Source organism: Nonomuraea sp. NPDC050547, from assembly GCF_044457345.1.
GTDB lineage: Bacteria > Actinomycetota > Actinomycetes > Streptosporangiales > Streptosporangiaceae > Nonomuraea.
The window spans coordinates 371408-394883 of the sequence record NZ_JBITGW010000001.1 but is presented as its reverse complement, the minus strand read 5'-3'; the positions used below and the strand labels follow the sequence as shown (position 1 = coordinate 394883).

General features: G+C 73.1%; 24 protein-coding genes. 11 read left to right on the top strand and 13 right to left on the bottom strand.

What is annotated here, in order from left to right; genetic code table 11:
- Positions 1–8: 8 nt before the first annotated feature.
- Positions 9–854 carry a deoxyribonuclease IV gene (locus ACIBHY_RS01830; protein WP_397305640.1) on the top strand — a complete coding sequence of 282 codons (846 nt, stop codon included), beginning with the start codon at positions 9–11 and terminating at the stop codon, positions 852–854.
- On the opposite strand, the gene ACIBHY_RS01825 is transcribed toward ACIBHY_RS01830, so the two are convergent.
- Positions 851–1900, bottom strand: coding sequence for a LacI family DNA-binding transcriptional regulator (locus tag ACIBHY_RS01825; protein ID WP_397305639.1), 1050 nt, complete (start codon positions 1898–1900; stop codon positions 851–853). The two genes, ACIBHY_RS01830 and ACIBHY_RS01825, sit on opposite strands and share 4 nt — an antisense overlap.
- Positions 1901–1961: 61 nt before the next feature.
- Here ACIBHY_RS01825 and ACIBHY_RS01820 point away from each other — a divergent pair, with 61 nt between their 5' ends.
- Entirely contained in the window at positions 1962–2150 is a 189-nt protein-coding gene (locus tag ACIBHY_RS01820) for a hypothetical protein (RefSeq protein WP_397105412.1), read from the top strand.
- Position 2151: 1 nt separating this feature from the next.
- Here the strand turns inward: ACIBHY_RS01820 and ACIBHY_RS01815 are convergent, their stop codons facing one another.
- Positions 2152–3354, bottom strand: coding sequence for a PucR family transcriptional regulator (locus ACIBHY_RS01815; protein ID WP_397305638.1), 1203 nt, complete (start codon positions 3352–3354; stop codon positions 2152–2154).
- An 89-nt stretch (positions 3355–3443) separates the two neighbouring features.
- Between ACIBHY_RS01815 and ureA the strand changes: the two genes are divergently transcribed.
- From ureA to ACIBHY_RS01795, 4 genes are read left to right on the top strand one after another with little or no spacing between them, the layout of a single operon-like run.
- On the top strand, positions 3444–4007 hold the full coding sequence (ureA, locus tag ACIBHY_RS01810) for an urease subunit gamma (protein WP_397245897.1): 564 nt from the start codon (positions 3444–3446) through the stop codon (positions 4005–4007).
- On the top strand, positions 4004–5686 hold the full coding sequence (locus ACIBHY_RS01805; protein WP_397305637.1) for an urease subunit alpha: 1683 nt from the start codon (positions 4004–4006) through the stop codon (positions 5684–5686). The genes ureA and ACIBHY_RS01805 overlap by 4 nt, the downstream gene beginning before the upstream one ends.
- 11 nt (positions 5687–5697) lie before the next feature.
- Positions 5698–6969, top strand: a complete 1272-nt coding sequence (locus ACIBHY_RS01800) for an MFS transporter (protein ID WP_397305636.1) — start codon at positions 5698–5700, stop codon at positions 6967–6969.
- On the top strand, positions 6969–8576 hold the full coding sequence (locus tag ACIBHY_RS01795; protein WP_397305635.1) for an amidohydrolase: 1608 nt from the start codon (positions 6969–6971) through the stop codon (positions 8574–8576). Before ACIBHY_RS01800 ends, ACIBHY_RS01795 begins: the two co-directional genes overlap by 1 nt.
- A gap of 73 nt (positions 8577–8649) precedes the next feature.
- Here ACIBHY_RS01795 and ACIBHY_RS01790 read toward each other — a convergent pair whose 3' ends face one another.
- Positions 8650–9981, bottom strand: coding sequence for an aminotransferase class I/II-fold pyridoxal phosphate-dependent enzyme (locus ACIBHY_RS01790; RefSeq protein ID WP_397305634.1), 1332 nt, complete (start codon positions 9979–9981; stop codon positions 8650–8652).
- Between the two features lie 37 nt (positions 9982–10018).
- Here ACIBHY_RS01790 and ACIBHY_RS01785 point away from each other — a divergent pair, with 37 nt between their 5' ends.
- Positions 10019–10645, top strand: a complete 627-nt coding sequence (locus ACIBHY_RS01785) for an FMN-binding negative transcriptional regulator (RefSeq protein ID WP_397245887.1) — start codon at positions 10019–10021, stop codon at positions 10643–10645.
- Between the two features lie 8 nt (positions 10646–10653).
- Here ACIBHY_RS01785 and ACIBHY_RS01780 read toward each other — a convergent pair whose 3' ends face one another.
- A complete protein-coding gene (locus ACIBHY_RS01780) occupies positions 10654–11169 on the bottom strand; it encodes a hypothetical protein (protein ID WP_397305633.1) in 516 nt (171 codons plus the stop codon).
- 136 nt (positions 11170–11305) lie between these two features.
- On the opposite strand from ACIBHY_RS01780, the gene ACIBHY_RS01775 reads away from it, so the two are divergent.
- On the top strand, positions 11306–11971 hold the full coding sequence (locus ACIBHY_RS01775) for a sensor domain-containing protein (RefSeq protein ID WP_397305632.1): 666 nt from the start codon (positions 11306–11308) through the stop codon (positions 11969–11971).
- 133 nt (positions 11972–12104) lie between these two features.
- On the opposite strand, the gene ACIBHY_RS01770 is transcribed toward ACIBHY_RS01775, so the two are convergent.
- Positions 12105–12971 carry a helix-turn-helix domain-containing protein gene (locus ACIBHY_RS01770; protein ID WP_397305631.1) on the bottom strand — a complete coding sequence of 289 codons (867 nt, stop codon included), beginning with the start codon at positions 12969–12971 and terminating at the stop codon, positions 12105–12107.
- Positions 12972–13055: 84 nt separating this feature from the next.
- On the opposite strand from ACIBHY_RS01770, the gene ACIBHY_RS01765 reads away from it, so the two are divergent.
- Positions 13056–13946, top strand: coding sequence for a phytanoyl-CoA dioxygenase family protein (locus tag ACIBHY_RS01765; protein ID WP_397305630.1), 891 nt, complete (start codon positions 13056–13058; stop codon positions 13944–13946).
- Positions 13947–14115: 169 nt separating this feature from the next.
- Here ACIBHY_RS01765 and ACIBHY_RS01760 read toward each other — a convergent pair whose 3' ends face one another.
- The 3 genes from ACIBHY_RS01760 to ACIBHY_RS01750 all read right to left on the bottom strand — a co-directional run bounded on the left by ACIBHY_RS01760 (position 14116) and on the right by ACIBHY_RS01750 (position 16607).
- Positions 14116–14772, bottom strand: coding sequence for a response regulator (locus ACIBHY_RS01760; protein WP_397245877.1), 657 nt, complete (start codon positions 14770–14772; stop codon positions 14116–14118).
- A complete protein-coding gene (locus ACIBHY_RS01755) occupies positions 14769–15929 on the bottom strand; it encodes a sensor histidine kinase (protein ID WP_397305629.1) in 1161 nt (386 codons plus the stop codon). The genes ACIBHY_RS01760 and ACIBHY_RS01755 overlap by 4 nt, the downstream gene beginning before the upstream one ends.
- Before the next feature lie 114 nt (positions 15930–16043).
- The gene (locus ACIBHY_RS01750) at positions 16044–16607 is read right to left on the bottom strand and encodes a TetR/AcrR family transcriptional regulator (RefSeq protein ID WP_397245873.1); all 564 of its coding nucleotides are present in this window, start codon (positions 16605–16607) and stop codon (positions 16044–16046) included.
- A gap of 89 nt (positions 16608–16696) precedes the next feature.
- Here ACIBHY_RS01750 and ACIBHY_RS01745 point away from each other — a divergent pair, with 89 nt between their 5' ends.
- Entirely contained in the window at positions 16697–17548 is an 852-nt protein-coding gene (locus tag ACIBHY_RS01745) for an NAD(P)-dependent oxidoreductase (RefSeq protein ID WP_397305628.1), read from the top strand.
- Between the two features lie 317 nt (positions 17549–17865).
- On the opposite strand, the gene ACIBHY_RS01740 is transcribed toward ACIBHY_RS01745, so the two are convergent.
- The 5 genes from ACIBHY_RS01740 to ACIBHY_RS01720 all read right to left on the bottom strand — a co-directional run bounded on the left by ACIBHY_RS01740 (position 17866) and on the right by ACIBHY_RS01720 (position 22215).
- On the bottom strand, positions 17866–19329 hold the full coding sequence (locus ACIBHY_RS01740) for a cation acetate symporter (protein ID WP_397305627.1): 1464 nt from the start codon (positions 19327–19329) through the stop codon (positions 17866–17868).
- A complete protein-coding gene (locus ACIBHY_RS01735; protein ID WP_397245867.1) occupies positions 19326–19628 on the bottom strand; it encodes a hypothetical protein in 303 nt (100 codons plus the stop codon). Before ACIBHY_RS01735 ends, ACIBHY_RS01740 begins: the two co-directional genes overlap by 4 nt.
- Positions 19625–20362, bottom strand: a complete 738-nt coding sequence (locus ACIBHY_RS01730) for a LytR/AlgR family response regulator transcription factor (RefSeq protein WP_397245865.1) — start codon at positions 20360–20362, stop codon at positions 19625–19627. The genes ACIBHY_RS01735 and ACIBHY_RS01730 overlap by 4 nt, the downstream gene beginning before the upstream one ends.
- A gap of 66 nt (positions 20363–20428) precedes the next feature.
- Complete coding sequence (locus ACIBHY_RS01725; RefSeq protein ID WP_397245863.1) at positions 20429–21568, bottom strand: sensor histidine kinase; 1140 nt, start codon at positions 21566–21568, stop codon at positions 20429–20431.
- Between the two features lie 44 nt (positions 21569–21612).
- Positions 21613–22215, bottom strand: coding sequence for a sulfite oxidase-like oxidoreductase (locus ACIBHY_RS01720; RefSeq protein ID WP_397245860.1), 603 nt, complete (start codon positions 22213–22215; stop codon positions 21613–21615).
- A gap of 211 nt (positions 22216–22426) precedes the next feature.
- Here ACIBHY_RS01720 and aroF point away from each other — a divergent pair, with 211 nt between their 5' ends.
- Positions 22427–23470: a 3-deoxy-7-phosphoheptulonate synthase gene (aroF, locus tag ACIBHY_RS01715; protein WP_397245857.1), complete on the top strand. Its 1044-nt coding sequence runs from the start codon at positions 22427–22429 to the stop codon at positions 23468–23470.
- Positions 23471–23476 lie beyond the last annotated feature (6 nt).

Here is a 23476-nt window from a genome sequence, read left to right as displayed (position 1 = left end):
ACGCCATCATGACTCCCACTTCACTCATCGGCGGGCACGTCTCCGTCGCGGGCGGCCTGGCCACCGGCGGCCTGAAGTTCATGGCCGACATCGGCGCCGAGATGATGCAGGTCTTCGTCACCAACCCGCGCTCGTGGGCGCTGACCGAGCGCAAGCCCGACGAGGACGCCAAGCTCGCCGAGTCGGGAGTGGAGAGCTTCATCCACATCCCCTACCTGGTCAACTTCGGCTCGCCCAACCCCGACACGCTCGCCAACTCCATCGAGCTGACCCGCTACACGCTGCGGCGCGGTGTCGAGACGGGCGCCAAGGGCGTGGTCGTGCACACCGGCTCGGCGGTCACGCAGCCGCGCGAGGCCGCGATGGCGCAGTTGCACGAGCACCTGCTGCCGCTCCTGGAGGAGATCCCCGACGGCGGCCCCGACCTGCTGCTGGAGCCGATGGCCGGGCAGGGCGCGATGTTGTGCGCGACGGTCCAGGACCTGGAGCCCTACCTCGCGGCGCTCGACTGGCACCCGAAGGCGGGCATCTGCTTCGACACCTGCCACGCCTTCGCCGCCGGGCACGACCTGGCCAAGGAGGGCGGCGTCACCGAGACCCTCGACGCGCTGCACAAGATCGCGCCGGGCCGGTTGAAGCTGGTCCACGCCAACGACTCCAAGGACGTCTGCGGCTCCAAGAAGGACCGCCACGAGAAGATCGGCCAGGGCGAGATCGGGCTGGCCGCCTTCGGCGAGCTGTTCCGGCACGACATCGTGGCCGGGGTCCCGGTCTGCATCGAGACGCCGGGCAAGCCGCCGGAGTACCGCATCGACATCCAGGCGCTCAAGGACCTGCGCGACGCCCCGCTCTAGGACGGGGCCGCGGCGGTGCTGTTCCTGACGTTCAGCTCGTGCGGGAGCAGCAGCCGCTCGGGCCGCGGGTCGCCCGACAGGAGCAGCCGGCCCGCGGTCTGGCCGGCGAGCTGGCTGTGCTGCCTGACCGAGGTGAGGTCCGCCTCCTCCGCCGCGCTGTCGGAGAAGCCGACCACCGACAGCTCGCCGGGCACCTTGACGCCCGCCTCCGCCGCCGCGTCCAGCACGCCGAGCGCCAGCACGTCGGTGTTGCACAGCACCGCCGTGGGCCGGGGTGAGCGGGCCAGCAGCGCCCGGCCGGCCTCGCGGCCCGCCTCGCGCTCGTTGCCCACCACCTCGTAGACCGGCACGTCCGCCCAGTCGACTCCTCCGGCCTCGAAGGCGGCGCGGTAGCCGAGGATCCGGTTGCGCATGGCCTGGAAGACCGCGCTCTCCTGCCGTCCGACGTCGGCCCAGCCGTGGCGGCCGTCCTGGTGGAGCCCGACGACGGCCAGCCCGACCCGTCTGTGGCCGAGGTCGAGCAGGTGCCGCGCGGCCGATCCGGCCGCGGCCGGTTCGTCGATCCCCACGAACGGCACGCCCTCCACGAACGGCTCGTCCACCATCACCGTCGGCAGCCGCCTGGCCAGCACGGCGTCGAGCGCCGCGTGCCCGTCGGGCAGCGAGAACACGCAGAAGGCGTCCACCACGGCGTCGCGCACCAGCTCGGTGCGTTCGACGCCGCGCGGCTGCTGCAGGATGAGCAGCCCGACCGCGGCCTCCTCCGCCGCGACCGCGAGCCCTTGCAGGAAGCCGATCGCGTACGGGTCGGCGAAGGCGTAGGGCAGCGTCTCGGTGAAGATCAGGCCCAGCGCCCCCGCCCTGCCGAGTCTCAGGGATCGCGCGGTCGGGTTGGGGCCGGCGTACCCGAGCTCGTCGGCCACCCGCAGGATGCGCTCGCGCAACTCGGCGCTGAGCTGGTCGGGGCGGGAGAAGGCGTAGGAGACCGTGGCGCGCGAGACGCCCACGCGGTCCGCGATCGTCTGCAGGGTCACTCGCTCGGTCATCCACACACCCTAGCGAACCGTTTCTTAATCAGTTAAGCTCTTAATGGATTAAGGAGGCAACATGGATGCCATGCAAGTGCTCGCCCACCAGACGGCGATGGGGTACGAGGACGGCCTTCGCACCGCGCTGCCCGATGCCCCGCGACAGCCCGGCCGAGACGTCGAACGCGTCAGGGTCCGGCTGGCCCGCACCCTGCGCCGCACCGCCGACCACCTGGACCCGGCCCCCGCCAGGACGGTCACCGAGTAGGTCAGAACGTGGCCGCGCGCAGGGCCAGCGCGATCACCGCGGCGTCCTCGGGTGCGCGGACGTCGCGGCCCGTCAGGTCCTTGAAGCGGGCGAAGCGGTGCTGGACGGTGTTGCGGTGGCAATACAGGGCGGCGGCGGTGGCGGCGATCGCCCCGTCGCCGGCCAGGTGCACGCGGACCGTCTCCAGGAGCCGTTCCCGCTCGGCCGCGCCCACCGTGTAGAGGGGGCCGAGGACCCGGGCGGCCAGTTCGGCCGACAGCTCGGGATTGTGGGCGGTGAAGACCTCCAGCCAGCTGTCCTCCAGGCGGACCGGGCCGCCCTCCGGCGCCGAGGCGCGGGCGGTCGCGGCGGCCAGCCGTACGGCGTGGGGGATTCTCGCCAGGCCCGCCACCTCGGGCGAGACGCCACAGGGGACGCCCGCCAGCGCGTCGAGCACCACGCGTTCCGCCCCGCCCGCGCGGGCCGGGAGCTGGACGACGAGGATGTCGCCGGTCGGCGCGTCGTGGCGGTGCAGGCGCAGGCCGAGCGAGCTCAGCGTGGAGAGCGCCGCACGGAGCGAGGCGCCCGCGGCGGGGTCGGCCAGCGATGAGGACGGCGCGGAACCTGACCGGAGCGGGCCCGTGCTGCCGTCGGTGACGACGGCGACGAAGGCGGCGGCGGTGTCGAAGCCGAGGACCCGTCCGGCGTCGCGCACCACGTCGGGGTTGCGGCCGTCGTTGTCCAGCAGCCGGGCGAACCACGTGCGCCGCTGGTCCTCGCGCTGGCGGCCCATCTCCAGCACCGCCCGCTGGTAGCCGGTCATCAGGCCGGTGTTGTGCTGCTCGACCGCCTCCCACACCAGGTTCGCCGAGCGCAGCAGGCCGGGCAGGTCGTCCGGTCCGGCCTGGGCGATGAGGCCGTGCCACAGCACCTTGGCGTCCAGCCGCGCCGCGGCCAGCAGCGACTCCAGGGGCACGCCCTGCCCGGCCCGGCGTTCGCCCATGCCCTCCGAATGCGGGGCGAGCTCCTCCGGGGTACGCCCGTCGGCCAGCACGCGCAGGATCAGCGCGAACCCCACCCGCGCCCCCGCCCGCACCTCCTCCGGCGGCACGAGCCCGCGCGCGTAGGGCTCGATGGCCATCACCTCGGGCAGCCAGGCGTCGATGAGGTCGTCGTAGCCGCTCAGGCATCGCGTGGCCAGCCGCGAGACGACATCGTTGGTCATATGCACAATCTAACGCGTTGTTTACGCGCCGTATCACCGTTGGCCACCTCCGTGACCTGGGCTTACGGTGGCCGCAAGGGAGGTAGCACGTGCATCTGACGCCTCGTGAGCAGGAGCGGCTCACCATCTTCACGCTCGCGGAGCTCGCCCGCCGCCGCCGCGCCCGCGGCCGCCCGCTCAATGCGCCCGAGTCCATCGCCCTCATCTGTGACGAGATCCTGGAGCTCGCCTGGGACGGCCTGTCCCTGGAGGAGGTCATCGCGGGGGCGAAGGCCGTCCTGGACGAGGGCGAGGTCATGGACGGCGTCGCCGCGCTCGTCACGCACGTCCAGGTCGAGGCGCTCTTCCCGAACGGCACCGCGCTGGTCGCCGTCGACGCCCCCATCGGCCCGGCCCGCGAGGGCGGCCCCGGCGCGGTGCGGACCGCCGCCGAGCCGGTCGAGATCAACCCCGGCCGCCGGCGCGCCAGGCTGCGGGTGACCAACGAGGGCGCGCGCACGGTCTTCGTCTCCTCGCACTTCCCGCTCGGGGAGGTCAACGCGGCGCTGACCTTCGACCGCGACCCATCCGGCCTGCGCCTGGACATCCCAGCCGGTACGGCTACCGCGTTCCGCCCCGGCGAGAGCGTCGACGTGGAGGTGATCGAGTCATGACCACACCCGGAATCGACCGCGAGACCTACAACGCGATCTACGGCCCCACCACCGGCGACCGGATCCGCCTGGGCGACACGAGCCTGTGGGCCGAGGTCGAGCACGACGACGTCCCGCACGGCGACGAACTGCTGGGCGGGTGCGGCAAGACGCTGCGCGACGGCCTGCTGGCCCGCCCGCGCGGCGACCGGGAGTCGGCGCTGGACCTGGTCGTGGCCGGCGTCGTGCTGATCGACCCGGTGCTCGGGGTGCGCAAGACGCACATCGGGGTCAAGGACGGGCGGGTCGTGCCGTTCCAGGGCGCGATCGTCGACTCGCACACCGCGATCGTGCCGGGCGAGGGCCTGATCGCGACGCCGGGCATCGTGGACTCGCACGTGCACCTGTCCTCTCCCCAGATCGCCCCGGCGGCGCTGGCCTCCGGTGTCACGACCGTGGTCGGCATGGGGCTCGGCGGAGTGTGGGACGTCGGCGTGAACCCGGCGCGCAACCTGCACATGCTCATGTCCGCCTGGCGCGGGACCGCGCTGAACGTCGCCTTCCTGGCCCGCGGCTCCTCCAGCTCGCGGCGGCTTCTGGAGGAGGCGGTGCTGGCCGGCGCGGGAGGCTTCAAGATCCACGAGGACTTCGGGGCGACGCCGCGCATCATCGACACCTGTCTCGGGGTGGCCGAGGACGCCGACCTGCCGGTGGCGCTGCACTCCGACTCGATGAACGAGTCGGGCTACCTGGCCGACACGATCTCGGCGACGCGGGGGCGGACCGTGCACGCCTACCACGTGGAGGGGGGCGGCGGGCATCCCGACCTGCTGGAGATCCTCAGCGAGCCGCACGTGCTGCCGTCCTCGACGACGCCGACGATCCCGTACACGACGAACACGGTCGGCGAGCTGTTCCCGATGACGATGACCGTGCACCGGCAGAACCACCACATCGGCAGCGACGTCGAGGTGACCAGGAGCCGGGTGCGCGCGCACGGCATCGCGGCCGAGAACGTCCTGCACGACCTGGGCGCGATCAGCATCGTGAACTCCGACTCCATGGGCATGGGCCGCGTGGCCGAGACGGTGCGCCGTACCTGGCAGCTCGCCCACCTGCACGAACTCCGCGAGCTCGCGGTGACCGGCGCTGCCGGGCCCGGCGGGGGCGCGCGGAACGCCAATGAGCGGATTCTGCGGTATCTGGCCAAGCTCACGGTCAATCCGGCGGTGGCGCACGGGATGGCGCACGAGGTGGGCACGCTGCTACCGGGGCGGCTGGCCGACATCGTGCTGTGGCATCCGGCGTGGTTCGGGGCGAAGCCGGAGCTGGTCATCAAGTCCGGATTTGTCGCCCATGGGGTGTCCGGTAGCGGGTCCGGATCCACGCGGCTGACCCAGCCCCGCGTCTACCGCGACTACTTCGGCGGCCTCGGCGACGCGCCCGCGCAGCTGTCGCGGATCTTCGTCGCCCACGACGCCCTCGACGCCGCCGACAGCAGGGACGCGCTGCCCCGCGGGCTCCGGTACGCGGCGATCAAGAACGCGCGCGGCCTCACCCGCATCGACATGTACCGAAACATCGCGACGCCGTCGGTGGTGGTCCCCCGCGAACCCGGACCCGTCCTCGTGGACGGCGCCGAGGTGAGCATGGACCCCGCCACCCAGGTGCCGCTGGCCCAACTCCACCACTTCGCCTAGGAACCCCCCTCATGAGCAATCCCCGTGGCGCCGGAATCGCGTCCTTCGTCGGAACCTCCATCGAGTGGTACGACTTCTACATCTACGGCACGGCCGCCGCGCTGGTCTTCGGCAGGCTGTTCTTCCCCGAGGCCAGCCCGACCGCGGGGGTGATGGCGTCCTTCGCCACGTTCTGGGTGGGTTTCCTGGCCAGGCCGCTGGGCGGCGTGATCTTCGGCCACCTCGGCGACCGTATCGGCCGCAAGGGCACGCTCGTCGCGACGCTGCTGCTCATGGGCGGCGCCACCACCCTGGTCGGCGTCCTGCCCACCTACGCCTCCATCGGCATCCTGGCCCCGATCCTGCTGGCCACGCTCCGCTTCGTCCAGGGCATCGCCGTCGGCGGCGAGTGGGGCGGCGCCGTCCTCATCGCCGCCGAGCACGCCGGGCCGAAGCGCGTCTTCTACGCCGCCTTCGCCCAGCAGGGCTCCCCCGCCGGATCCATCCTGGCCACCGGCGTGTTCGCCCTGGTCAGCCTCATGCCGGAGGACGCCTTCCTGTCCTACGGCTGGCGCATCCCGTTCCTGATGTCGGCCGTCCTGGTCATCGTCGGCCTGGTCATCCGGCTGCGGGTGGAGGAGTCGCCGGAGTTCGTGCGGATGCGCGAGAAGCGCGAGGTCGTGAAGCTCCCCGTCGCCGAGGTCTTCCGCACGTCGTGGACGCTCGTCCTGCTCGGCATCGGCGCCAGCGGCGTCGGCATCGCCTCCGCCTACTTCACCAACACCTTCATCCTGTCCTGGGCCACCACCGACCTGGGCATCACCAAGAGCACCATGCTCAACGTGCTGCTGATCGTCTCGGTCACCCAGTTCGTCACCCAGCCGATCGGCGCGGTCCTCGGCCAGCGGATGGGCGCGGCCAAGTACATGCTGATCGCGTTCACCGCGCTGATCGTGTGCACGCCGGTCACGTTCCTGATGGTCGGCACCGGCTCGCCGGCGTGGGCCACGATCGGCCTGGCGCTCAGCGTCGTCTTCAGCGGCTCCTCCTACGCCGCGCTGGCCGGCTTCCTGGCCGAGGCCTTCCCCGCCCGGATCCGCTACACCGGCATCTCGCTGGCCTACCAGCTGTGCGGGGCGCTGATCGGCGGCACCACGCCCATGATCGCCCAGGCGCTGCTCAGCTCGACCGGGACGATCTGGGCCGTCGTCGGCCAGTACCTGGTCGTCATCCTGCTCACCATGGCCTGCGTGCTGGCCCTGAGCCGCCGCTCGGCCGCCCGCCCGACTCCTGTGGAGGTGTGATGCGCCTCGACGCGCTCTACGTCAACGGCCGGTTCACCACGCTGGACCCCGACCGGCCATCCGCCTCCCGGCTCGGCGTGTTCGGCGGCCGGATCGCGGGGCTGGACGAGGAGCTCGACGGGCTCACCGCCGAGCGGGTGATCGACCTGGGCGGGCGGCCCGCCGTACCCGGATTCAACGACGCCCACCACCACCTCAGCATGCGCGGCCAGCGGCTGCGCGAGCTGGACCTGCGGGTCGGCACGCTCGGCGAGCTCTACGCGCTCGTGGCCGCGCGCGCGGCCGAGCTGCCGCGAGATGCGTGGGTACGCGGCGCCGGCTACGACCAGAACAAGCTCGGCGCGCACCCGGAGCGCGAGGCGCTCGACCGCGCGGCCGGCGGGCGGCCCGTCTGGCTGCAGCACAACTCGGGCCACATGGGCGTGGCCAGCACCGCCGCGTTCGCGCTGATGGGATTTCCCGGCCTGGACGTGCCGGACGTGCCCGGCGGTTCGGTCGGCCGGGGCCGGGACGGCCGGCCCGACGGGCTGCTGACCGAGCAGGCGCAGGACCTGGCGCACCGGGTGCTGCGGCCGGTGGCGCAGGAGGAGTTCGTGGAGGGCATCGGCCTGGCCTCGCGGGTCGCGGCGGCGGAGGGGCTGACCAGCTTCGCCGAGCCCGGCGTCGGCCGGGGGCTGGCCGGGAACGGCCCGCAGGACGTGGCCGCGTTCCAGGAGGCGGTGCGCCGCGGGCTGCTGCTCCAGCGCGCCGTCCTGATGCCGGGCTCGCCCAACCTGCACGAGGTCGGCGACGGCTTCGGCCTCGATCTCGGCATCGGTCCCGGGCTGGGCGACGAGCGGCTGCGCCTGGGTCCGGTGAAGGTCTTCTCCGACGGCTCGCTGATCGGGCGTACCGCCGCCATGTGCTGCGACTACGCCGGCGAGCCGGGCAACCGGGGCTTCCTGCAGGAAGAGGCCGAGGCGCTGCACGCGTTCATCCTGCGCGCCCACCGGGCCGGCTGGCAGGTGGCCGCGCACGCCATCGGCGACCGCGCCGTCGACGTGGTCCTGGACGCCTACGCCGAGGCCCAGGCGCGCTGGCCGAGGACCGACGCCCGCCACCGCATCGAGCACTGCGCCGTCACCAGCCCCGCGCAGGTGGCCAGGATCGCCGCGCTCGGCGTCATCCCGGTGCCGCAGGGGCGGTTCATCTCGGAGATCGGCGACGGCATGCTCGCCGCCTTGGGACCCGAGCGGTCGGCCGGGTGCTACCGGCAGCGTTCGTTCCTGGAGGCCGGGATCGTGCTGCCGGGCAGCTCCGACTGCCCCGTGGTCGAGGGGGCGCCGCTGCTGGGCATCCACGACCTGGTCAACCAGCGGACCTCGGGCGGGCGGCCGTTCAATCCCGGCGAGGCGCTGACCGCGGAGCAGGCCCTGCGCGCCTACACCTCCGGGTCGGCGTACGCGGTCTTCGACGAGCACCTCAAGGGGACCCTGACGCGGGGCAGGCTGGCCGACTTCGCGGTCCTGTCCGACGACCTGCTGGCGGTCGCGCCGCGGAGCATCAGGGACATCGCCGTGCTGGCCACCGTGATCGGCGGCGAGCTGGTCTACGACCTGCTCGGCTGAGCAGGGGCATCCCTGCGTCGTCGGTTGAACGGCTGAGCCACGGCATCAGCCGTAACGGCCCCGCGCCGGGGCGTCAGCCGTAACGGCCCTGTGTCGCCGGGAGGACGGCGGCGGCGAGGGCGGTCGCCACGGCGGGGATTTCCCGCAGCGTCAGCGCCGCCACCGTGACGCGGATCGCGGGCGGGGTGGCGAGGCGGTTGCGGGCCCCGGGGGCGGCCGCCCAGCCGTGGGCGAGCAGGCCGGTAATGGCGGTGGTCTCGTCGGCGACGGGGATCCAGACGTTGAGTCCGCTGCGGCCGTGCGCGGGGATGCCGTGTCCGGCCAGGGCGTCCATGAGGGCCTGGCGGCGCGCGGTGTAGGAGGCGGCGACGTGCGCGGTGGACACCGCGCCGGTCTGCCAGAGGTGGGCGACGGTGCGCTGCAGGAGGTGGCTGACCCAGCCCGCGGCCAGCCGCTGGCGGCCGCGCAGGCGGTCGACGGTCTGGGCGTCGCCGGTGACGACGGCCAGGCGCAGGTCGGGCCCGTGGGACTTGGCGGTGGAGCGGGTCAGGATCCAGTGGGCCGTGGTGCCGGTCAGCGTGTGGATGGGCAGGTTGGCCAGGCCCGCGGCGTGGTCGTCCTCGATGAGCAGGACCTGCGGGTACGCCGCCAGCAGGGGGCGCAGGGCGGCGGCGCGGCCGGCCGATACGGCCGCTCCGGTGGGGTTCTGGGCGCGGGCGGTGACGATGACCGCCCGTGCGCCCGCGGCCAGGGCGCGCTCCAGCCCGGCGGCGCAGGGGCCGTCGTCGTCGACCGGCACCGGGACCGGGCGCAGCCCCAGGGCGGTGACGAGGTCGAGGGCGGCCGACCAGCCGGGGTCCTCCACGGCCACGCCGTCGCCCGGTCGCAGGCGCATGGTCAGCACGCGCTCCACCGCGTCCAGCGTGCCCGAGGTGACCGCCGGGCGGGCGCCGCCGAGGATGCCGTCGGCCTCGAAGGCCGCGGCGGCGTGGGCCACGAGGTCGGGGAGGTCCGCGGTGCCGTACAGGGCAGGGCCGGCGGCGTGGGCGCGGGCGGCGGCGGCCAGGGCGTCGGTGAGGTCGGGCAGCAGCGCGGGGTCGGGGTTGCCGCGCGACAGGTCGCGGGCGCCGGGCGGGACGTGGATGCGGATGTCCTCGCGGGCGGTGCTGGCCGGGCGGGGCCTGACGCGCGAGCCGCGGCGGCCGGCGGTCTCCACGACGCCGCGCTCGCGCAGCAGGCGGTAGGCGGAGGCGGCGGTGTTGGCGTTGACGCCGGTCCTGGCGGCGAGCTCGCGCACGGTCGGGAGGGCGGAGCCGGGCGCGAGCGCGCCTTCGGCCACGGCCGCCTCGATGCCGGCGGCGATCTCGCTGGCCGTCCCGCCAGCGAACGTGTAGCTTACTAGCACAAAGTCTATTTTGTATTAGTACAAAGGGATTTTCAAGATGCTGATTCATCCTTGGGACGCCGCCCGCAGCGAGGACGAGTGGCACGAATGGCTGCGCGGGCGCGACTTCGGCCTGCTGGCGGCCAACGGGGTGGACGGCGGGCCGCCGGTGGTCGTCCCCTCGCACTTCCTGTTCGACGGCGAGCGGGAGGTGTGCCTGCACCTGGCCAGGCCGAACCCGATCTGGGCGGCGCTGGAGGCCGACCCGCAGGTGACGCTGACCGTCGCCGACGACTACGCCTACATCCCCTCCACCTGGCGCGCCCCCGTGGACGGCGTGCCGACCAGCTACTACGCCGCCGTCCAGCTCATCTGCCGGGCCGAGATCCTGGACGAGCGGGAGGGCAAGGCCGAGATCCTGCGCCGCCAGCTCGCCCACCACCAGCCCGGCGGCGGCCACGGCGCGATGTCGGCCACCGAAGGGCCGTACCACAAGATGCTCTCGGCCATCCGCGGCCTGCGGCTGGAGGTCGTCGAGGCGCGGGCGAAGTTCAAGTACGACAGCCACAAGCCGGCCGAGCTCCGGGAGCGGGTGGCCGGCCGCCTCGCCGCCCGTGACCAGGTCCGCGACGCCGGGGCACGGGCCCAGGTGCTACGCCGCCTCGCCGCCGGGGCGGGCGGCTGAGCCGTACCTCATCCGGCGACGGGACGGCGGCGCGGAACGGGCAGGAGCGCGCGCTCGGCACCCCTGGTCGCCCAGAGGGCGACCGCGATGAACAGCACCTGCTCGGGCGTGCGGAACCACAGCGGCGTGGCCTCGCCGCCGGCGAACGAGACCCCCGCCAGCGCCGCGTGGACGTTGGCCGGGAACATCGCCACGAACAGCGCCGCGAGCGCGAACCCGGCCGCCCAGCGGGTACGGGCGAACACGAGCCCGGCGGCCCCGAGCAGTTCCAGCACCCCGGTCAGATAGACGACGGCACTCGGGAACGGGACGAACGGCGGCACCATCGCCACCATGTCGGCGTGTCCCGGCATCGGCAGCGGCGAGCCCGAGGGCACGAAGTGCGCGCTCGCGGTGACCACCAGCAGCACGGCCATCCCGTGCGCCGCGCTGACCGGCCACGACGCGAACCTGCCCACCCCGAGCGCCCCCAGCAGCCGGAATCCCAGCACGGCGACCACGAGCACGATGACAGTGAGAAACATGACCCCTCCACGTGGATAGCGTTCATTAGATAGTACAGCTATCTAATGAACTTTGCCAAGGGTAGGGACAGCCCTACCCCCACGACGCCGGTACGCAGGGTCGTCGCGCCCGCGCCCGCTCCGTAGCGTCTTCGCCATGAGAACCCTCCAGCACCGCATCACCACCGACACCCGCTATGTCCTGATCGGCTTCCCGGTCACCGTCATCGCCTTCGTGCTGGTCGTCGCGGGCGTGGCGGCAGGTCTGGGCGGCGCCGTGGCCTTCGTCGGCCTCCCGGTGCTCGCCGCGACCGCGGTCCTGGCCAGGAAGTTCGCCGACGCCGAGCGGGCCGCCCTGCCCGACGTCGTCGGCCGGCCGCTGGCCCGGCCCGAGTACCCGGCCGCCCCCGCGGGCGCGGGCTGGTTCCGCCGCACGATGACCCCGATCGCGAACGGCCAGGCCTTCCTCGACCTGCTGCACGCGATCGTGGCGCTGCCGTTCGCGATCGTCTCCTTCGTCCTGACGGCCGTGTGGTGGGCCGGCGCCATCGCCGGGCTGACCTTCCCGATCTACGGCTGGGCGCTGGCCAAGCTCCCCGGGCTCGACGGCGGCCTGCCGGCGCTGCTCGGTCTGGGTGACGGCGACGGCGTCTTCGTCGCCTTCAACACCGCGGCCGGTCTGCTGTTCGCCCTGACGCTCCCGGCGGTCGTGCGGATCGCCGCGACGCTCAAGGCGAACCTGGCCGAGGCCCTGCTCACCCGCCCGGCCCCGCGGCCGCAGGCGGTCCGCCACCCCTACGAGAAGAGCGTGCTCGCCGCGTGAGCGCCCTTCCGGGGCCGTCGCCGCATCCCGCGGCGGCGGCCCTTGCCGCGTGTGGCCGTCCGCGGCGACCAGCCGAGGCGGCCCTCCGAGGCGATCAGCCGAGGCGGTCCACCGCGGCGGTCCACCGCGGCGATCAGCCGGGGCGGTCCTCCGGCGGGGCCTGCTCACGGAAGGCCTGCTCGCGGAAGGCCGTCGGTGACATTCCCGCCCGCTGGGTGAACACGCGGGTGAAGTAGGCGTGGCCGGTGTACCCGACCCTGCGGGCGATGGCGCCCACGGGCAGGTCGGTGTCGGCGAGCATCACCTTCGCACGGTCCAGGCGGTGCCGGGTGAGGTAGTCGATCGGAGTGTCCCCGGTGACGGCGCGGACCGCCGCGATCAGCGTGTCGCGCGAAACGGACAGTTCCCGGGCCACCTCACCGATCCGCACCGGGCGCTCCAGATCGGCGGTGAGCAGCGCGATCGCCTGGTGGCCCAGCGGCGAGGCGGGCGCCCGGTCCGGCGGAAGCCGACGTCCCGGGCCCACGGCGGGGATCACCGCGTGGAGCGCCGCGCCGAGCGCGACGTGGTCGGGCAGGGACGTGGCCCGTCCGGTCAGCTCGACCAGCCGGGTCATCGCCGCCCCCACCCAGGCGGGATCGGCCACCTCCACGGCCGCCACTCCCCCACCGAGGTAGCCGAGGCTCTCGTAGCCGCCGGTGCTCGGTCCTTCGAACAGCACCCAGTGCTCGTCCCAGGTCCCGCCCGAGGGCCCGTACGTGTGCCGGACTCCGGGTGGGAGCCAGAAGAAGGTGCCGGGCCCGATCCTGTGCCGTCCCGGGCGGTCGTGCAGGACGAGATGCCCGGTGCCCGAGGTGACCATGACCCCGGCGTACCCCGTCAGCGCCCGCCTGGGCCGGGGCCGGCCCTGGCCCAGGATGGTGCCGGCTCCGGTGACGGCCAGGCCGAGGGCTCTGACGCCATCGGGCGGGGTCCGATAGTGGGCGATCTGCACCGGCACCCCCACCCAACTCCCGACAAAAGTGCAAACGGCTCCGGAAACACTGCATACCATGACGGCCGCCCATGCCCTGAACATGGGGTCATGTTCCGCACCGAGACCGCACCGGTATCGACAGATGTCCTGACCTCCAACGGCCACCGGCTCGATCCGAGCCCCCGGCGGCTCGGCCGGCTCGAGCCCGTCCGCGCCGCCGAGCGCCACGACCGGGCCGCGTTGCGGCGCCGGCTGGCCCGCGACGGCTACCTGTTCCTGCCCGGCTTCCTCGACCGGGCGGAGATCCTGGAGTTCCGCCGCCACTACTTCGCTGCCCTGGAGGGGACGGGCGTCACCGAGCCGGGCAGCGACCCCCGGCTCGGCAGGGCCGGCGGCGGCGACCTCGACCGGGCGACGATGCGCCGCGTGCTGTTTCGCGACATCGTCCCCGGCGCCGAGTACGAGGCGTTGTGCCGCCACCCCCGGATAGCCGGCTTCTACCGGTGGCTGCTGGACACCGAGGAGGTGCATCTGCACCGCAGGAAGCTGATCCGGCACGTCGGACCCGGCGAGACGGGCGTCGGCACCGCCACCCAGGCCCACTACGACCTGGTCTACCTGCGTGAGGGCACCGACAAGGTGCTGTCGTCGTGGATTCCGCTCGGAGACTGCCCCGTGGAGCGCGGGCCGCTCATCTATCTGGAAGGCAGTCACCGCCGTGTGCTGGCCGAGGAGGCCGCGGGCACGCTCCGGCGTCCCGCCGCCTCGATCACCGCGGACCTGCCCGCGCTGGCCGAGGAGCACGACGCCCGCTGGCTCGTCACCGGCTTCCGGGCCGGCGACATGATGGTGCACGGCGCGCACATCATCCACGCCTCCCTGGACAACGTCGACCCGGAGGGACTGGTCCGCCTGTCCACCGACATCCGCTACCAGTCGGCCACCGAGGTCATCGATCCGCGCTGGCAGAACCACTGGCACGCGGACGACGGGCTCTAGGCTCCGGTCTGCGCGACCGCCCCGAGCACGCAGCAGGTTGTCCCCGCCGCGGACGACCGTCTCGACCGGCGGCCGTCATCCCGCCGAGGGCAAGGTCACACGGGGAAAGCGCGGACGTGGCGAGCAACGACGCCGAACCTGGGCGGACATCACCCCAAGAGGTGTGATCTCAGCGCGGCAGATCGTCGCGGCCCACGAGCCCGTTCTCGTAGGCGTGGATCACCGCGTGCACGCGATCGCGCAGGTCCAGTTTCTGCAGGACGGCCCGGACGTGCGACTTCACGGTGTTCTCGCTCAGCACCAGTTCCGCGCAGATCTCGCCGTTGGACCTGCCGCGGGCCAGCAGGCCGAAGACCTCGACCTCGCGCGGGGTGAGGCCCTCCAGGGCCTTCGCCCTGCGCATCGGCACCTGCCGTACGAGATCAAGGACCGTCGCGGCCACCCCCGGGGCCAGCGCGGACGTCCCGGAGGCGACGTCGCACACGGCCTGGGCCAGGGCGGCGGGCCGGACGTCCTTGGTCAGGTAGCCGCTCGCGCCGGCCCGGATGGCGGCCACGACCAGCTCGTCGTCGTCGAACGTCGTCAGCATGAGCACCCGGGTCGCCGGTGCGATCCTCACGATCTCCGCGGTGGCGGCGACCCCGTCCATGCGGGGCATGCGGATGTCCATCAGCACCACGTCGAGGCGATGGCGCCGGACGACCTCGATCGCCTCGCCGCCGTTCCCGACGTCGTGGGTGACCTCGATGCGCTCGTCGGCCGACAGCACCGTACGGAGCGAGGCCCGCAGCAGTTCCTGGTCGTCGACGAGCATGACGCGGATCATGCGCCCTCCTTCGTGGGGAGCCGCGCCCGCAGCACCCAGCCGTCGTGCCCGTCGTCGATCGACAGGGTGCCGCCCGCGGTACGCACGCGTTCTTCGATTCCCAGGAGACCGGTTCCCGCGCTGCCGGCCTCTCGAGAAGCCTTGCCGCCGTCGTCGCGTACCTCCACCGTCACCTCGTTCGGGCTCCAGCGCAGGTGAACGGCCACCTTGACCGGTGGTTCGAGGTGGCGCAGCGCGTTGGTGATGCCCTCCTGCACGGTACGGACCGCCGCGACCTCGGCGCTCAGGCTCAGCGGCCGCCGCTCACCCGCCTCCGCGAACGTCACCGTGTGGAGCGGGCTCGCCGCCGAGGCCACGAGGTCGGGGAGGGCGTCGAGCGAGATCGGAACCTGTCCGCGCGGCGCCGCGGTGGCCGGGCCCAGCGTGGCCAGCATCGCCCGCAGGCCTTGGTGGGCGTCCCGGCCGGCCTCGGCGATGTCGCCGAGTTCGCGGCGGGTGGCCGGATCCGCCGTCGTCACCGCCGCGGCCTCGATCCGCACGACCATGACGGTGACCGTGTGGGCGATCACGTCGTGCAGGTCGCGGCGGATGCCGGCCCGTTCGTCCGCGATGGCCGCGGCCAGTCGTTCGCTCTCGGCTCGCCGGCGGGCCTCGTGCCTGCGGCGGAGCAGAAGGGCCGCGAGCCACACACCGCCGACCACGAGCATCAGCAGCCCGCCCTCACTCAGGCGGGTCCACCAGGGAACGCCAGGGGGCAGCCGGGCCCACGAGACCAGCTCGTTGAGGACGATCCCGAGCACGGCGACGGCCAGCGCGAGCGCCGAGGACCTGACCGGGACCTGGCCGGTCAGCCGCCACAACGTCAGGGGGAAGAACACGGCGGAGGGCAGCATGACCGGTGACCAGCCCGGGAAGGGCAGCGTCACCAGGACGAGCATGCCCAGCGCGCCGATCGCGTACCCCGCCCACGGCCGCCGGAGGGCCACCTCCGCTCCCGCGTGGAGCAGGGCGGCGGCGCCCGCGGCGGTGAGGACCTGCCACAGGTCCGCGCCGAGGTACCGGGCGGCCGCCAGGATGATCACCGTCAGGAGGGCCAGGACCACGTGCGCCGCCACCGTCGTCGCCGGCCATGGGCTGCGGCGCTGGACGGCTGTCACGGTGGTCGCCTCCCGGTGGGCTCGTGGTGGGGAGCCGTACCTGGCTCGACGTGCCACAGGATAGCCAGCGGCGGGCGGCCCGCCGCCACGAACCCGCCGTTGAGCCCCGTGCTCTCAGCGGTAGGACGCGATGAGCCGGGCGAGGTGGCGGCCCGCGATGCGCAGGGGTTCCTCGCTCTCGGCGACCTGGGCGGCCATCTCGGCCCCCTCCAGCGTGCTGATCACCGTGTGCGCGAGCTCGTGGGCGACGTCCTCGGGGAAGCCGCTACGGCGCAGCTTGCCGCCGACCAGCTCCCGCCAGCCGGCGAACTCCTCCTCCGCGGCCCGCTGGATGTCCGGCGCCGTGCCGGTGCTCTCCAGCGCGGTGATGACGATGGGGCACCCGTCCAGCCATTGGGAGGCGCGCAGCCCCTCCGCCAGCTCGTCGGCGCAGGCGGCGATCGCCGTGGCCGGGTCGTCCTCGCGCTCCAGCGCCTCGCGCAGCATGCCGGCGAACTCCTGGCCGCCGTGCCGCAGGGCCGCGATCGCCAGCTCCGTCTTGCCTCCGGGGAAGAAGTGGTAGACCGAGCCGAGCGTGGCCTCGGCCTCCTGGGAGATCTGCTTGAGGCCCGTGGCCGCGTACCCCTGCCGCTGCATCAGGCGGGCGGTCGAGCGGACGATGCGCTCCTTGGTCTTCATGACTCCACATCCTATTGGATAGAGCGTTCATTTTAGCGCCGTGCTACTGTCCGTCTCACTAGATAGAACGTTCATTTTAGGGAGAACGCATGTCCGTCACCGTCATCGGCCTCGGCCCCATGGGCCACGCCATGGCCGCCGCCTACCTGGACAAGGGCTACGACGTCACCGTCTGGAACCGCACCGCCGGCAAGGCCGACGCCCTGGTCGCCCGAGGGGCGCGCCTGGCCCCGGACGTGGAGGCGGCGCTCAGGGCCAACGAGCTCGTGGTGCTGAGCCTGACCGGCTACGACGCCGTCTACGCCGTCCTGGAGCGGGCGCCCCGGGCGCTGGCCGGCCGTACCGTGGTCAATCTGACCTCCGACACGCCCGCCGAGGCGCGGACGGCGGCGGAGTGGGTGGCCGGGCACGGCGGGACGCAGATCACCGGGGGCGTGCAGACGCCGCCGCCCGGCATCGGCACGCCCGGCACCTCGACGTACTACAGCGGCCCCGCCGAGGCCGTCGAGACCCACCGAGCCGCCCTCGAAGCGCTGACCGGGATCGACTACCTGGGCGAGGACCCAGGCCTGGCCGCCCTGTACTACCAGATCGGCATCGACATGTTCTGGACCGGGCTCGTGGGCTACCTGCACGGGCAGACGGTGGCGCGGGCGTACGGAGTGTCGGCGCGGCAGTTCCAGGAGCATGCGGTCAAGTCCATCGATCTCCGGTATTTCGTGGAGCTCTACGCACCGCGGATCGACGCGGGCGACCACTCCGGGGACATGGAGAACCTGGGGATGGCGGCGGCGAGCCTGGAGCACGTGGTGCGCACGGCCGAGGCGGCGGGGGTGGACGGTTCGATCCCGCGGGCCATGCTGGACACCTTCCGCCGCGGCATCGCCGCCGGTCACGGCCAGGACAGTCTCACCCGCCTCACCGACGTCCTGCGGGGGTGATGTGAGGGGGCGCCCGCTCGCGCGATCCGGCCGCCCCCGTCAGGCCGGATCGCGGTCCGGATTCCGCGGCCCAGCGGGCGCCCCTCCACATTCCGGCCGGCGGGCCCCACCCCCCGGTCGAGGGCCCGACCGCCGTGGTGACCGCGTGGTCACCGGTGAACCCGCCACATCAGGTCTGTGTGAGCCTTCCGGCTCGTCCCCCCCGATGCGGCGGTGCGGCTTCGATGCGGGCAACACTACGGTTGCGATCTTGTGGGCGAAACCCCGTTTACGGACAGCTCGTTGAACGGTCTGTAGTCATCGATATGCGGAGCGTGTCAGGAGGTCGAACGGTCGTCCTCGCGCGACGAACGGTCGGTCAAGAGGCCGACGGCCGGCTCGGGAAGGTGCATCCGCGCCATCATCGCCGCCACCCCGGCAGGGATCCGACCGGGCGTGAGCAGGGAAATCATGACCATCACGACGAAAGCCAGCGGCACGCCGGCGGCCGGCGGGACGAACGGCTTCACGCCCACCCATTCCAGCCCCACGAGCGCCGCGGTCAAGCCTCCACCCGTCGCGAACCCCGCGACGGCGCCCGGCGCGGTCAGGCGCCGCCACCAGATGCCCAGCACCAGCAGCGGGCAGAACGTGGCCGCCGACAGGCTGAAGGCGGCGAGCACCAGCTCCACCGACCCGACCGGGACGGTCGTCGCCGTCAGGACCAGGGCGGCCACGGTCACCCCGGCCAGCGAGGCACGGAACGAGCGCACCCCGGGCCGCGCCACACAGGCCGACACCGCCCCCGACACCGCCCCGAGCACCCCGCACGACGTCGCGAGGAACGCCGCGAAGGCGCCCGCCGACAACACCCCGGTCAGCACGTTCCCGGCGACGCCGGGCAGCATCCGGGACGGCAGCAGCAGGACGATCTCCTCTCCCCCCGTCCCGGGAAAGTGCACATTAGCCAGAATTCCATATAAAGGGGGCACCACGGCGAACACCCCGAGTAACACCTGCGCCGCCACGATCGACCGGCGCGCCCCGCGCCCGTCCGCGGCGGCGTAGACCCGGACCACGACGTGCGGCAGCCCCATGGTCCCGAGCGCGCAGGCCAGCAACACCGTCAGCACGCCGGGCAACGACTGGTCCCCAGAGCCGTACCCGCCGGAAAGCCCTTCCGCGGGCACCTGACCGCAGTGCCACGTGCACCACAGCGCCAGCCCCACGCCGAGGAAGGCGACCAGCTTCACCCAGAACTGCGAGGCCTGCACGCTCGTGACGCTGCCCATGCCACCGGCCAGCGCCACGCAGGCGGCGGTCCCGGCGACGGCCGCCCAACCGGCCCAGGGCGGCAGCCCGGTCAGCAGCCGCGTGACGATCCCGGCCGCCTGGAACTGCGCCACCAGGAACAACAGCCCGATCCCCAGCACCCAGCACGTGGTGAAGCGCCGAAGGCGCGCCGAGCCCAGCCGCCATTCGGCGAAGTCGGGCAGCGTGAACGTCCCGGACCTGCGCAGCGGCGCGACCACCAGCGCCAGCACCACCACGAACCCCGCCGCCGCCCCCACCGGGTACCACAGCATCGGCGCCCCGTGCGTGGCGATGAGCCCGGCCAGCCCCAGGCAGACGGCGGCCCCGGTGAACTCGGCGCCGATGGCCGCGCCGTTGCGCCACGGCCGCACCGCCCGCGCCGCCACGTAGAACTCCGACACGCTGAGGTAGCGGCGCGGCCGCACGGTGCCCACCGTCACGGCGAGGACGAGCACGACGACGATCCCGGCCAGCGCCGCGACGGTCACGGTCCCGCTCGTTCGGCCTGTTCCGCATGCCGCAGATGGCGTACGGCCAGCAGCACCCACACCGGCTGGACCCCCACCGACAGCACCACCCACCAGCGCACGTCGGCGAACCCGGCGGCCAGCACCGGCGCCCCGACCAGCACGGCCAGCCCGGCGCCCGCGGTGACGGCGCCCGCCGAGAGCTGACGGCGCATGGCCGCCCGCGTCTCGGTGTCGCGGGAGACGTCGGCGGGCGGCACGGGATCCAGGCGCCCGACCGCCGCGGGACGCCGCTCGACCGGCACGCGCCGCACGGTCACTGCGCGACCCGATGCTGGTTGACGAGCTGCTCGCGCACCTGCCTGGTGTGACGGCGGCTGACGGGCAGCGTCTCGGTGCCGACGGTGAGCGTCACCTTGCCGCCCTCGAAGCGCAGTTCGCTGACGTGGCGGGCGGAGACGAGCGTGCTGCGGTGCACGCGGATGAAGCCGACGCCGGCCCAGCGGCGTTCGAGCGCGGCCAGGGACATGCGCACGAGGTAGCTGCCGTCGACGGTGTGCAGCCGCACGTAGTCGCCCTTGGCCTCGGCGAACCAGACGGCCTGCTGCGGCACGAACCTGGTGCGCCCGCCCAGCTCCACCGGGATGACGTCGTCGAGACCGCAGTCGTCGGGCGGCGCGGAGACCGCCTCCAGCCTGCGCACGGCTTCGGCCAGCCGGTCGGCGCGCACCGGTTTGAGCAGGTAGTCGACGGCCTGCAGCTCGAAGGCCTGCACCGCGCAGTCGTCGTGCGCGGTGACGAACACCAGGCGCGGCGGGCTGGGGAACCCGCCGATGAGCCGGGCCAGGTCGAGCCCGTCGAGGCCGGGCATGCGGATGTCGAGGAAGACCCCGTCGAGGCGCTCGCCCGCGCCGATCATCTGCACCATGTCCTGCAGCGCCGAGACCCCGTCGGCCGCGGTGAGGACCTGCTCCACCCTGCTGTCGCGGCGCAGCAGGTAGGCCAGCTCTTCCAGGGCCGGCACCTCGTCGTCAACGGCCAGAACGCGTAGCATGCCGTCCACGCTGCCGCAAGAACGCCCTGCTCACAAGCGACACGCCTACGTTGAGTAAAGAATTGACTACAAAGAGCTAGGCCGGGTCTTGGGGACGCGCAGCCGTACGCGGGTGCCGGCGCCCGGCGCGGTCTCGACCGCGAGCCCGTAGTCCTCGCCGTAGATCTGGCGCAGCCGCACGTCGACGTTGGCCAGGCCGATGCCGCCACCCTCGCGGCACGGGCCGTCGTCGAGCACCTGCCTGGCGTGCTCGGGGTCCATTCCGGCGCCGTCGTCCTCGACGGTGATGTGCGCCTCGGGGCCGGCGTCGCGGACCACGACGCGTACCTCGCCCGCGCCGCCGGCGGCGCGCGTGCCGTGCTTGATCGCGTTCTCGACGAGGGGCTGCAGGCACAGGAACGGCACCGGCACCGGCAGCACCTCCGGCGAGACCTGGACGGTGAAGCGCAGCTGGTCGCCGAACCGGGCGCGCTCCAGCAGCAGGTAGCGGTCGACGCAGGTCAGCTCGTCGGCCAGGGTCGTGAAGTCCTGGGCGCGGCGCAGCGCGTACCTGGAGAAGTCGGCGAAGTCGAGCAGCAGCTCGCGCGCGCGGCCGGGATCGGTGCGCACGAAGGAGGCGATGGTGGTGAGGGCGTTGTAGACGAAGTGCGGCGAGATCTGCGCGCGCAGGGCGCGCATCTCGGCTTCGAGCGCGCGGCGGCGGGAGGTGTCGAGCTCGGCGAGCTCGAGCTGGCCCGAGACCCAGCGGGCGACCTCGGTGACGGTGCGCACGAGCGCCGCGCTCAGCTCCTCGTCGTAGGCGGCCAGCGCGCCGACCACCCGGCCGTCGACGGTGAGCGGCACGACGACCGCGCCGTGCGGCTGACCGGCGAAGACCTCCGCCCGGCCGGAGGTCAGCGCCGCGCGGGCGTGGTCGAGGACCTCGTCGGTGCAGGGCCCGTCCCACGCGAGGGCCGCGTCGGTGGAGGTGATCGCGAGCGCGTGGGTGCCGAGCAGTACGCGCAGATGCCTTACGGCCTTGCGTGCGGACTCCTTCGTGAGCCCGCCCCGCAGGGACGGCGCGGCCAGCGCGGCGATGTGCAGCGTCGTGAACGTCGCCTCGTCCTTCCAGCCGCCTTCGGGCAGCTCGGGGCGGCGGCGCGCGACGAGGTAGCCGAGCGCGAATGCCAGGAGGGAGGCGAGCGCCACGGAGGCGGCGATCGACATGCGGGAAACCGTAGCCCGTCACGCGGGGTGTCCGGGCGGAAACGCTACGGCGGCCCCTCCCCCGGTTCCTCTTGGTATGAGTAGCGCTGCTCTCGCCACGGATCCGCCACGTTGTGATAGCCGCGTTCCTCCCAGAAGCCGCGCCGGTCCTCCAGCAGATACTCGATGCTGCGCACCCATTTCACGCTCTTCCAGGCGTAGAGATGGGGGACCACGACACGCAGCGGGAAGCCCCGGTCGGGGCTGATGGGCTTGTCGTCGAGCTCGGTGGCGAACAGCGTCTCCGGGGCGGTGAAGTCGGAGAGACGGACGTTGGCGCTGTAGCCGTACTCCGCCCAGATCATCACGTGCGTCACTCCCTCGGCGGGCGGCGCGGCGGCCAGGATCTCCCGCGGGCTGACGCCGCGCCACTCGTTCCCCATGATCGAGAACTTGGTGACGCAGTGGAAGTCGGCGAGCACGCCGGTGCGCGGCAGCTTCTCGAACTCCGGCCAGCTGAAGCGGTGCATCTCCCCTGAGGCGGTGGCGCCGAAGACGCGGAAGTCCCAGCTGTCGGGCTTGAACTGCGGCACCCGGCCGTAATGGATGACGGGCCGGCCGCGCGGGACGTACTGGCCTGGGGGCAGGCGCGACTCCTCCTCGTTCATTCGGCCATCCTGTCATCGCCCGGCGTACGGCTCGTCGCCGGGTAGGAGTGCGCTACTATTGCGGCCTATGCGCACCGCATTCATCTTTTGGTATGGCGACGGACCCGTGAGGACCGATCGCCATGTGGCGCTGCGCTAGCAGACACAGACGATCGAAAGGCCCCGGGTCCGTAAGGATCCGGGGCCTTTCGCATGTTCAGAGGAGAAAACCATGGTCATCGTGATGGGCCCCGAGGCCACCCAGGACGACGTCGCCGCGATCGTCGCGGTCGTGCAGGCGGCCGGGGTGGAGGCGTTCGTGAGCCGGGGCGTACGGCGCACGATCGTCGGACTGGTCGGCGACGTGGCCCAGCTCGACCAGGGCAACCTGCGCGGCATGGCCGGGGTGCGGGACGTGATGCGCGTGTCCACGCCGTACAAGCTCGTCAGCCGGGAGAACCATCCCGAACGCTCCACCGTGCACGTGGGCGGGGTGCCGATCGGCCCGGACACCGTGACGCTGATCGCCGGGCCCTGTGCGGTGGAGACGCCGCAGCAGACGCTGGACGCGGCGCTGATGGCCAAGAAGGCCGGGGCGACGCTGCTGCGGGGCGGGGCGTACAAGCCGCGCACCTCCCCGTACGCCTTCCAGGGCCTCGGCGAGGCGGGCCTGCGCATCCTGGCCGACGTGCGCGAGGAGACCGGGCTGCCGGTCGTCACGGAGGTCGTGGACGCCCACGACGTCGAACTGGTCGCCTCCTACGCCGACATGCTGCAGGTCGGCACCCGCAACGCGCAGAACTTCGCCCTGCTGCAGGCGGTCGGCGCGGCGGGCAGGCCGGTGATGCTGAAGCGCGGCATGAACGCCACGATCGAGGAGTGGCTGATGGCGGCCGAGTACATCGCCCAGCGCGGCAACCTGGACATCGTGCTGTGCGAGCGCGGCATCCGCACGTTCGAGACGGCCACGCGCAACACGCTGGACGTGTCGGCGGTGCCGGTGGCGCAGCGCCTGTCGCACCTGCCGGTCATCGTCGACCCGTCCCACTCGGGCGGCCGCCGCGACCTGGTGCTCCCGCTGACCCGCGCGGCCATCGCCGTGGGCGCCGACGGCGTGATCATCGACGTCCACCCGGCGCCGGAGACCGCCCTCTGCGACGGCCCCCAGGCGCTGGTGGACTCCGACCTCGACGTTCTCGCCGACGTGCTCGCCACCTTCCCCCCGCTGCTGGGCCGCGCCGCCGCCGTTCCCGCTGCCCCGGCCCAAGGTCGCTGATCCTTT